This window comes from Mesorhizobium shonense (assembly GCF_040545255.1).
GTDB lineage: Bacteria > Pseudomonadota > Alphaproteobacteria > Rhizobiales > Rhizobiaceae > Mesorhizobium > Mesorhizobium shonense.
In genome coordinates, this window is the sequence record NZ_JBEPLM010000027.1 from 18,605 (window position 1) to 29,800 (window position 11,196).

5 protein-coding genes and 1 pseudogene are annotated in these 11,196 nt (G+C 60.4%); 4 read left to right on the forward strand and 2 right to left on the reverse strand.

The window, feature by feature from the left end; genetic code table 11:
• Nucleotides 1–3: 3 nt before the first annotated feature.
• A complete protein-coding gene (locus ABID26_RS34785) occupies nt 4–1,317 on the forward strand; it encodes an HlyD family type I secretion periplasmic adaptor subunit (RefSeq protein WP_354418041.1) in 1,314 nt (437 codons plus the stop codon).
• Between the two features lie 80 nt (nt 1,318–1,397).
• Here ABID26_RS34785 and ABID26_RS34790 read toward each other — a convergent pair.
• A pseudogene (locus ABID26_RS34790) lies at nt 1,398–2,117 on the reverse strand (IS3 family transposase); the annotation flags it as partial.
• An 899-nt stretch (nt 2,118–3,016) separates the two neighbouring features.
• On the opposite strand from ABID26_RS34790, the gene ABID26_RS34795 reads away from it, so the two are divergent.
• A complete protein-coding gene (locus ABID26_RS34795) occupies nt 3,017–6,907 on the forward strand; it encodes a Ulp1 family isopeptidase (RefSeq protein WP_354418043.1) in 3,891 nt (1,296 codons plus the stop codon).
• Nucleotides 6,908–7,392: 485 nt separating this feature from the next.
• Here the strand turns inward: ABID26_RS34795 and ABID26_RS34800 are convergent, their stop codons facing one another.
• Nucleotides 7,393–7,878, reverse strand: a complete 486-nt coding sequence (locus tag ABID26_RS34800; protein ID WP_354418044.1) for a molybdopterin-dependent oxidoreductase — start codon at nt 7,876–7,878, stop codon at nt 7,393–7,395.
• A gap of 1,357 nt (nt 7,879–9,235) precedes the next feature.
• Here ABID26_RS34800 and ABID26_RS34805 point away from each other — a divergent pair.
• Nucleotides 9,236–9,643 carry a Ros/MucR family transcriptional regulator gene (locus tag ABID26_RS34805; RefSeq protein WP_354418046.1) on the forward strand — a complete coding sequence of 136 codons (408 nt, stop codon included), beginning with the start codon at nt 9,236–9,238 and terminating at the stop codon, nt 9,641–9,643.
• Nucleotides 9,644–9,840: 197 nt separating this feature from the next.
• On the forward strand, nt 9,841–11,013 hold the full coding sequence (gene alr, locus ABID26_RS34810; RefSeq protein ID WP_354418047.1) for an alanine racemase: 1,173 nt from the start codon (nt 9,841–9,843) through the stop codon (nt 11,011–11,013).
• The last annotated feature ends 183 nt before the right edge of the window (nt 11,014–11,196 follow it).

Consider the following 11,196-nt stretch of genomic DNA (forward strand, 5'->3'; position numbering starts at 1 on the left):
GCGATGTCTGAAATTGACACGAAAGCCGACGCTTCCCGTTCTATTCGCCGAAACTTACTGACAGCACTTTTTTTGAGCGTCGCCGTTCTCGGAGGGGCGGGAGCCTGGGCTTCAGTGACGAATCTGTCTGGTGCGGTTGTCGCGTCCGGACACTTTGTCGTCGATTCATACATAAAAAAAGTGCAGCACCCGACCGGTGGGGTAGTGAAAGAAATCCTCGTGCGTGAGGGCAATAGAGTCAAGACAGGCGACGTTATCATGCGACTTGATGCCACTCAGCCACGCGCCAATCTAGCCATCATCATTAAGCGACTCGATGAGTTGGCATCCCGGCTAGCACGGCTCGAAGCCGAGCGTGACGATCTGGCAGAGATCGTCTTGCCGGAATGGCTGCTCAAGCGGCGAGATATTTCGTCGGCGGCCTCCGCAATACTCGGTGAGCGGAAGTTATTCGAATTTCGCAGGCAATCCCGCGAAGGAAAAAAGTCGCAGCTGGCCGAGCGGATCGCGCAATATAAGCATGAGATCGAGGGCCTCAAAGCGCAGCAGATTGCATTTGAGAAAGGTATCGACATTCTCGGACATGAAATTGCTGTTTTGAGTAAGCTGCGCGAACAAGGCATTGTCTCGGACCAACGCTTAAATAGCCTCAAGTCGCAGGCTGCCACCTTAAGCGGTCAGCGCGGTGAAACGGTCGCGAACCAGGCCCAGACGGCGGGCCGTATTGCCGAAACTCGTCTGCAAATCCTGCAGATTGATCAAGATTTCAAGACGGAAGTCGGCAAGGAACTCGCACAGGTCCAGGCCCAAGTGGAGGAATTCCTTGAACGCAAGGTAGCTGCTGAGGATGAGCTTCGGCGAACCGATATCGTCGCGCCGCACTCAGGAATCATCCAACAGGTTGCTGTCCATACGGTTGGTGGTGTGATCAGACCCGCCGATCCCATCATGCTGATTGTGCCTGATGGCGACGATCTTCTGCTGGAAGTACAGATCTCTCCGAAAGACATCGACCAGATACGCCTTGGTCAACGAGCCGTGTTGCGGATGTCGGCCTTCAACTTGAGAACCACACCGGAGTTGAACGGATATGTAAGCTGGATAGCGGCCGATCTGATGACGAATGAAAAAAACGGCACTTCTTACTATCTGGTGCGCCTGTCAGTTCCGCGTTTTGAACTGACGAAGATCAAGGATCTGACATTGATCCCAGGCATGCCGGCCGAAGCGATGATCCAGGCGGGCCAGCGGACAGCGCTTTCCTATTTTCTCAAGCCCCTGTCTGATCAGATCAATCGCGCATTCCGCGAAGAATAGAGTTCTGCTTTTGAGGAGGTGAAGTAGGCTGAGCACTCGCTCGGTGCAAGCTTGCGATCACTTGACCTGCCACTGAGTTGTCATCCAGTGGCGATTAGAGCCTCGACCGTTTCTGTTACGCCGTGTGGCGCGGGTTGAGCAACCGGCGAAGGCGCGGAGCCACCAAATAGCGCAGCGCTGGAGCCGGTTGCGGTGAAGACCACGGCGAAAGCCGCCGGGGTCTGATAGCCCAACGAGGAGTGTGGCCTCGCGGTATTGTAATCCTCCCTCCATTCCGAGATGGCGCTGCGGGCATGATCGATGCCAAAGAACAGGCTCTCGTTCAAAAGTTCGTCCCTCATGCGGCCGTTGAAAGATTCAACGTAGCCGTTTTGCATAGGCTTTCCCGGCGCAATGTAGTGCCATTCGACGCGATGATCCTTCGACCAAGCAAGGATGGCGTTCGATGTGAACTCGGTGCAGTGGTCGGAGACGATCATGGCAGGCTTGCCGCGCCGGCCGATCAGTTCGGTCAGCTCACGCGCCACACGCCGGCCAGAGATCGAGGTGTCGGGGATCGCGGCCAGGCATTCCCGTGTCACGTCGTCGACGATGTTGAGCACACGGAAGCGTCGGCCGCAGGCGAACTGATCGTGCACGAAATCTAGTGACCACCGAGCATTCGGCCGTACTTCGACCAGGATCGGCGCCCGTGTTCCGACTGCCCGTCGTCGTGCCCGGCGCTTGCGCACGGTCAGTCCGTCCTCGCGGTAGAGCCGGTAGATGCGGTTGACCCCTGAAGGCTCGCCCTCCCGCCGGAGTGACGTGCCACTGACATGTCATCCGGTGGCGATTAGAGCCTCGACTGTTACGCCGTGTTGGCGGGTTGAGCAACCGGCGAAGACGCGGAGCCACCAAATAGCGCAGCGTCGGAGCCGGTTGCGGTGATGGTTACATCCAACGCAACAAATGCTTCGCTATACTCTCCTATGGCTCGCCCTCCGTACGTGCGGGGCGGCCACCGATCTTCGCCTCGGAACACGACGTCTAGCACTGATCTGCTTTGACGGTAGCCACTGAGACTCAACGCCCTGCGTCAGATCGCTCTCTGCTTCTGAAGGAAGCCATTAGCTCGGCTCGGGCCTGATCGGGGGCTTGGCTGATGGGCAGCGCGACTCCTGTACCAGCCCTATGACCGAGCCGGTGTTGGAGTGCCTGCCGATCGATGACGAGGTTGTCGAGGTGCAGTCTGGCTGGCTGCAGCCTTTGCCCCAGTCGTCCGACCAGCGCCCTGGTTGCCGTCAAGCACAAAGACGCCGCAATTATAACCGTTCTGCTGCTGGGTTATGCGGGCCGGCTCCAGGCGGGCTCCCAGCCGTTGTGCGAGCTGTGCCGCGGGCTGGTCGTTGTGGGGTCGGCTCCGTAGCCGTAGCCGTCCAGTCCGCCTGAATGACTAAGCTCGTCTGGGGATCGTGAACATTATGATGTCACGAACCGGCGCAACCTCTGATTCAGCATCGCTCAGATGATGCTGAGCTCTCATAGCGCGTCAGCTTGTTGTCAGGTCAGCCAAGCTACGCTCCGACTCAGCCGGGCGGCTCAGGTCGCGCAATCGTTTCACGGATCATCTCGCGGCCTATCCGCGGCCTTATGCGCGAACCAAACGTTTCCAGCCGCCAGGGTCGGCTTGAGCTGCTCGGAACAGGCAAAAGGAGATAGCATGGATCCCTTTAAGAACGTCAATCCATCCCATGTCTCAGATTTCACCCGCACAGACGATGCAGGCTCGCAACAGCAGCAGACCGACCAGGCGCGTTTTCAGGAGCATCTGAACGCGTTGCCGCCGGGCCAGCATCGGCAAGCCGTTCCAAACAGCCGTCTCGCCAGGCGGCGGACCGGCTCAAATGCAGATGCGGTTGGTCCGAGCATGCTGCAAGAGGAGGACGCCGCGGAAGGCGGTTCGCACTTGCCCTTTGCTCCACCAGCTCACTCACCTGCGCAGAGTTTTGACCAGGACGAGCTCTTTGCCGCCGCCGACCGCGCCGGGCCGTTTGCGGCTGCCAGTTTCGCTTCGGAGCAATTCTGGCAGGATGCGGAGCGGGGGGTCCACTCACCGGCGCAAAGTGTCGATCAGCCGCGGAGCCGCGCAGCGATTGGGGTCGGTTACGAAGCTTCGAGTTCCATGCCGCCGCCGGGGGTCAACCTGCCCGCCACGGGATTTGGAAGCGCACCCGATGGCGTGAGCTTCCCTCACGTCGTCGCGGACGCATATCGGCCTGCGGCCAATCAACAGGGCGATTTGACCGGCGCACGCCATACAATGCCGGCCGCGGCGCCGCACCAGGCTGCCGTCATTCAGCAAACCCGCAGCCGCAAGCGCGGCCGCGAGCACCCGGACGAGGCGCTTTTTGCCGCCTACCGTGCCAAGGCGGATAAAACAGCCAAGGTGAGTGAAGGCTCGATTGCTCGCGGTATAACGGCGCTGCGCAAGTTCAGCACATGGCTTGACGAGAATCACCAGAGCCAAATCCACGGTCGGGTTGAGGACGAGCAGCTGGATGGTCTGGCGAAGGACTTCGCGGGCAACGATGCCAAACTACTGGGCGACACCAACGTGGCGTTGGGAAGGCTCCGGCAGCATTCAGCCGGACAGCCTGTGACGGCTGCTTCGAATGTTCGACCCGGCACGAAGGACGATGAGGAACTCTTCGCCCAATACCGGGCAAAGGCCGTCGTCAAAGCACCAACCGTGAGGGGCGATCTAGCGGCGCTGCGCAAGTTCAGCAGATGGCTTGACGAGAACCATCGGACGCAGATCGCCGGCCGAATTGAGGACCCGGGATTGGACGCGCTGGCGAAGGACTTCGCGGTGCGCGAGAGCACGCGTATCAATCCGGCGCTGAAGAGGCTCCGGGAGCATTCTGTCAGACAGCCTGTGACGGCTGCTTCGAATGTTCGACCTGTCACCAAGCATGATGAGGAACTCTTTGCCCAGGCTGCAGGCCTCAAAGAAGGAAGCATGGGAGGGGATTTGACCGGCCCGCGCCATACAATGCCGGCCGCGGCGCCGCACCAGGCTGCCGTCATTCAGCAAACCCGCAGCCGCAAGCGCGGCCTCGAGCACCCGGACGAGGCGCTTTTTGCCGCCTACGGTGCCCAGGCTACAACAAAGGTGAGCAAGAAGTCGATCGCGCGCGACATAACGGCGCTGCGCAAGTTCAGCACATGGCTTGACGAGAACCACCAGAGCCAAATCGACGGTCGGATTGACGACGAGCAGCTGGACGGCCTGGCGAAAGACTTCGCGGGCAACGATGCCAAACTACTCGGTCAACTTAAGATGGCGTTGGGAAGGCTCCGGCAACATTCTGCCGGACAGCTTGTGACGGCTGCTTCGATTGTTCGACCCGGCACGAAGGACGATGAGGAACTCTTCGCCCAATACCGGGCAGAAGCCGTGGGCAGCCTCAAAGAAACAACCGTGAGGGGCGATATAACGGCGCTGCGCAAGTTCAGCACATGGCTTGACGAGAACCACCAGAGCCAAATCCACGGTCGGATTGAGGACGAGCAGCTGGACGGCCTGGCGAAGAACTTTGCGGGCAACGATGCCGTACTACTGAGCGACATCAACGTGGCATTGGGAAGGCTCCGGCAGCATTCTGCCGGACAGACTGTCACAACAGCTAGATCGCGTCCTGTCAGCGAAGACAACCAGGTGATCGAAGATGCATGTCAGGCAGCTACAGGCAGGTACGGAAAAGACACGCTAAATAGCTATCGGAGTACTTTGGGTCGTTTCAACAGCTGGCTTAGTCAGAACTTCGGCGAGGGCATTGCCCAGATTGAACCCGCGGTTCTGAGCCGGGCGGTTGACGAATACAAGAAGAACGCAGGCCCCCGTTTCGCCACAGCCTGGGGCTTTCTGCAGAGATACCGGCAAATGGTCGCAGCCAACAATGCACTGGGCCTGTCAGCGCATGGGCAAGCGGCCCCGCGCGAGCGGCCAAGCGGCCCGGCAATGGGAACTGCCCAGAGCGCCTCACCCGTCGCCTTCTCGCCCATCCCCATGTCCCCGAGCGACCCGGCCTGGGACGTGCTGCGAGCCTTCCATGAAGAAGAGGCCGTACAGCGTGGCGCGCCAATGGCTGCCAATGTGCCGCAGTTCCATCAGACGACATCGCTCCCGCCAGAATTGGTCCCCGTGCCGGCCCCATCCTCGCCTGCTCAAAGTGCCGACTCGTCCTCGACCTTCGCCGGCCTTGCGCCGCTGTCGCCCATACCTTATCGGCGTCCGGATTTTGATCTGAATGCGCTCACGCCCGAGCAACTAACTGAGGGTGCTGACATTAGCGGCTCGGGCCATTGGAGCGCAGTTGCCGGCCCGGCAATTGCCCAGCCCGGCTCGTCACGTAGATCCTCGCAGATCTATGCCGGTCTTGATGACATCGTCGACTTGCAGGACGATGCCGGCTCCGCGCCGCGGCCGGACGCTGCCAGGTCGAGATCGATTGCCGGGCCATCGCCGTCATCGAGCGTGCCTGGCGAAGGTTCCGCCGCATCGAGCGCTGCACATGGCAGGCTCCCGGATCTCGGGCCACAGCTTGGCTCGCGGGAGCAGGCCGATTTGGGGGTAAGGCCCGCCGCCTCGCAGGAAAGTTACGATCAGTCGCAACTTTGGCAGGAGGTGGACCAAGCCGGAAGGCAAAGACCTGCCGGTCGGGACCGCCCCTGCTCAGGGTGGTCGCCGCAGTCGGATCAAGACATGGGGCCAGCTCGGAGGTCCACGTCAGCTCGCTCGTCAGACATCTACCGCGGTCTTGATTCCATAGTTGATTTGCCGTCCACATCGGCCGAGCTGCGTGACGATGCCCATTATGCCCCGCCTCTAGGTACAGCCTCCGACGCTCAGGTTGAGGCGCTCAATCCGCGAGCCTCGTCTCACGACCGCAGCGGACTGGCGCTCGACGCCACGCAATGGCTGAGCGATGAGCATATCCAGAGGGACTACGAGCTGCTGGCGCAGCAGCTGCAGAGGGAAAATTCAGATCTCGCCGCCCGAACGCGGCTCGTCGACCCGCTGATAGCCCATTATCATCTGCGCCTGGGCTCGGACAATGCCGCCCTCAGGGCTTTCCAGCGCATCGTCTATGATCGCAATGGCAACGACGCTTCCGACTTCCTGTTCCTGCCTGTCAACGATGCCAGCGCTACCGATCCCGAACGCCGCGGCAGCCACTGGTCGCTGCTTCTGGTTGATCGACGCGAGCGGGAAAGGCCGGTTGCCTATCATTACGACTCCGCCGGCCGGCACAACTCCCAGCCCGCGGCACAGCTCGCACAACGGCTGGGAGCCCGCCTGGAGCCGGTCCGCATGACCCAGCAGCAGAACGGCTATGATTGCGGCGTCTTTGTGCTTGACGGCACCAGGGCGCTGGTCGGACGACTGGGGCAAAGGCAGCAGCCAGCCAGGCTGCACCTCGACAACCTCGTCATCGATCGGCAGGCACTCCAACACCGGCTCGGTCATAGGGCTGGTACAGGAGTCGCGCTGCCCATCAGCCAAGCCTCCGATCAGGCCCGAGCCGAGCTAATGGCCAAACTCCAATAAACATCGCCTGTCACACGTCCTCTATAAGCCGTCGGGAGATTGGTCTCCGTCACTACGCGCTTATCGGGGAGGCGTGTTTACCTGAGGATTTCCGCCTTTTCCGTTTCAAATGAAGCAATCGGCAATTTTTTGCGGCGTCAACGCGCCCCGCGTCCATGCCTGCGCCCGAGCGCCGGCTCAATGGCCGGGCTGTCAGGCTCCAGAAGCGGCCAGATGCCAGGCAGGGAAAGCTGCTGCGTGTCAATGACGAGCCGCTCTACGAGGCGACCGGCGAAACTGGCTTCAAGCGCAAAGGGGTCACGGCGAGGCGACTGTCGGCGGAACTCGCCTTCACAGCAGTCCTGCTTTCCGCCCGAGGCGAAGATCCCGGCGCAGAGCCTGCAAGGCATGATAAGGATTTCGCCCTGGTTGAAAGCCGCAATTGCAATCGAGGAAATCGTCTTCGAACACACTACAGCCACGTGCTGACCATCCGCGCACGACAGCTACAGGCTCCGCGCCAAGCGATCGTTGTCCGACCTGACAAGATATGGAGCATTCGTCCAATCTCGCACGAAATCCCAATCGAACGCCGCGCGTTCAATAAGCTCTCCGAATCGCAGGATCCAATAGGTGCTGTCCGACAACGGGGATGACGATCCCGAGGTTACCGCGAAGGCGACGGACTCCGGACCGCCTCGGGCAACATGGCCCTTCAACCGATCAGCGATCTCATCGAGTGCTTCGTCCCAAGAGATCTCCATCCACCGCGGATCCGGATCGCTCTTCGGCGTCGTGCGCCGGAGCGGCGCCGTAAGACGCCTTGAATTGTGGACGACTTCCGGCGCCGATCGGCCCTTGAGGCACATTGCCTTTCCGGTCGGATGATCAGGATTTGGCACCACCTTTTTAAGCCAGCCGTTTTCGACGACGTTGATGGTGCCACACCGTGACTTACACAGCGTACAAAAACCGACTTTTTCTTCTATCATGGTAGGCGGGTCTCCGAAGTGCGATCGTCGCTGGCAACAAGAGAGCAGGGCGAAACGCGGCTTCACGACTATCGCGTAGCGACCGACAGTCCGATCTATTCCAGCACAAAAATTCCCATCTAAACCGTCGAGGCGGCGGGGATGGACGGCTTTTATTGCCACTGATCTCGGATTAGTCCGGGCATTGGGCGGCAAAGCCGGAAGATTCCAAGCCGGTCGGCTGGGCCCATTTCACCGAGCAGGACCGGGGGGTCGGTTCCCTCAGATCACGTTCGGACGAAGGCCTATACATTTCGTAATTTGTCATCGCCGGACAATTCACGATAGGGCTCGCTTGCGGCTCGCGTCGCCATCCGAATCGGACCAACTCTATCTCCTCCCGCCGGATGGACGGCTCGAGCCGCCCCTGCCCCGTGCACAGGTCGCTGCAGTTGTCGGAAGCGAAGCTACTCAGCCCGGCGGCAGCTGTTACGCCTGCGCGATTGCCGTAGACCGCAAGCTAGGTCGGTCCCGCCATCTGGTGCACATTCGCAGACCTTTGAGACCGCATCCGGAGCCTGTCCAGCGATGTGTCCATACATTTGCACAGCCCACTGGGAACCTCGGCCCGCAACAGTAAGGAGGGCCCCCTTCGGACCAGGAAAATGGGCAGATTCGCTAAGCGTTATCTCACTCGCCGGCACCCGCGGTTGCCAATTTCGACACACCTGATCGGCTGCTGTCCAGTTCGCCCACGCCGCAGGGTTCGAGGTGTTTGCGCTCGGCCGAGGCGGCGACCGCAAGTATCGCCTAGCGAGACTTCTTTCAGCCGTCATGATGCGGATGCAAGCTAAGGGGCGGCTAATCCCGCCGGTTGGCCCTTGCGTTCCCGTTTAACTCCTGGGCCCGGCTTACGAGCGGGCTTCTTTAGGTAGGCCCAGTCTCGACCGGATCGATCGGGATTCAGATTGGCCGGCAGCGTGCGGCGTCGAGCGCGAATCCAAAAGGCCTTCCGTGGTGTGAATCGAGAAAATGCGGATCACGCCTTTGGAATCCTCGACTGTCGAAGTGTGAAATTCGCTCGGCCCGACAGGCAATGCCTTCTTCGTCTGGCGCATCGCTCACCTGTGTCCATAGCGCCGACAATCGCGCAACCCGACACCATGTTAAAGCGGACCTAGAGGTCCGATAAACTTCATGACCTTGTAGAGCCCGGGAGGGCGGCGATAATCGCGCGCTTCCGGGGCCGTCGGTGGCAAAAAGCCTCCGTGGACTTTCAAACCGACCCCGTTACCCGCGGACTTCGTTGCGTTCATGCCGCGCCACCGTTAAAAAACGAGAGCTTCGGCGACATTGCTTCAGGCAAGGAGTGCACGCGATGGAAGAAACCGACGACAACACTAACGCCGTTATCGAGCTGACCGCCGAGGTGGTCTCAGCCTATGTCTCGAACAATCCAGTCCCGGTCGGAGATATCCCGGCCCTGATCGATCGAGTGCATGGAGCGTTGAAGAGCGCCGGCGGCGGCGCGGCGGAAAAACCGGAAACTCTCACGCCAGCGGTGCCCATCAGGAAGTCCGTCACGCCGGACTACATCATCAGCTTGGAGAACGGGAAGAAGTTCAAGTCGCTGAAGCGGCATCTTTCCGTTCACTATGGCCTGACGCCGGACGAATACCGGGCAAAATGGGGCTTGCCGGCTGACTATCCGATGGTGGCCCCGAATTACGCCGCCGCACGTTCTTCGCTTGCCAAGTCAATGGGACTTGGCCGCAAGGCTACCTGACAAGCCAAAGGGGCGCTCGCTGAGACAGGCCCGCAAGCTTCCTGGGCGATGCGGGCCTGCCAACGCTGATGGCCTTGCCCCTTCTTGAGAGTGGAATGCTGCCGAGCGCGGTCAGGAATTCACCCGTCACCAATACTTAGACAGCTCGGAAAGACTTGATAAATCGACGGTTCTCGGGATTGTTTTCATGTTGTGTCATGCTTGACTATCAGACACTGATACATTGCGGTCCACCCGGCGCCTCTGACCCCCACCGCACGCCGCTGCGCGGCAGCTGGTACGAGATCGACCTGGACGCGATCAGGCACAATTATCGTCAGCTTCGCGCACACCTGCCCGCGGCAGTCCGGATTTTCGCGTGCCTGAAGCGCAACGGGTATGGGTGCGGCGCGGGACCGGTGGCTTCAGCTCTGGCTGCAGAGGGGATTGACGGCTTCGGCGTCGCTGCGCTGCCGGATGCGATCGCGATAAGGCATATGGGAGTCGAGCTTCCAATCCTGCTCTATCCAGGACCTCTGCCCTCATCGGCCGACATCATTGAACGGCTCGGGCTCACAGTCACGATCTCCAGCCTTGAGGAACTGGAACGCTGGCGTGCCGCAATGGACAGCACGCGGGTCTTTGTAAAGGTTGATCTTGGCTTTTACAGGTCGGGGGCAGCGCCGTCGGTTGTCAGCGCATTGCTCGCTGCCGGCCATGCTTATGACGATGTCCATGTCGAAGGGCTTTACGCGCATCTCAGCGAACTACCTTCGAAGGCGCCCTTCCATCTAAGCGAACAGCGCTCCCGTTTGCAGCAGATTCTTCAAGCGGCCAATGCTTCTGGGACACGACCTCCCGTTGCGATGGTGGCGAGCACGGCGGGCGTGCTTCGATACCCTGAGATGGATTTCGATGCCGTCGATCCCGGTGCCTTGTTCATTGGTGTCTCCGAGACGGATCATCCCACCCGGCCTGTCGCCCTGCGGCCGGCTCTTAAGGCCATTTCGAGCTCTCTGGTTTCAATCAAGCGGACCGACTCCTCGCTCGGGACGGCGCCGGATCTGCCTGGCTACCGGCAAGGAATGGTCGTCGGAGTGCTCGGTATCGGTTGGGGAGACGGGCTGCCACGTCAGCTCCCGCCGGGTGCTGAGGCACTGGTGAGAGGCCGGCGTGCGCCTCTGCTGCCGCCGGTTCATTTAGAACATCTCCGTATCGACCTCACGGAGATCCCCGATGCTTGTTTCGGCGATCAGGTGCTCTTGCTCGGGCAGCAGGGAGACCAGACCATCACACAGCATGAGGTCGCCACCTGGTGGGGCACCGACATCGTCGGGCTGTATGCTCAGCTCCGGGACCACGTTCCACGCGTCTATGTCCGAGATTCATAAAAGCACAATCGAGAGCGGGTGATTCCAGAGCAACGGCTTTCACTAAATGGGCAGGACAGGCTTCTTCCCCCCAAAGACCCCGCGAAATAAAGCGGATCCGTGCAAGTCCGGGAGCTGCAGGCTCTCAGCCCTGTGATCGTGGCAAGAAGAATCAGACATGGGCGGAAAGCTACCGGCTGATGA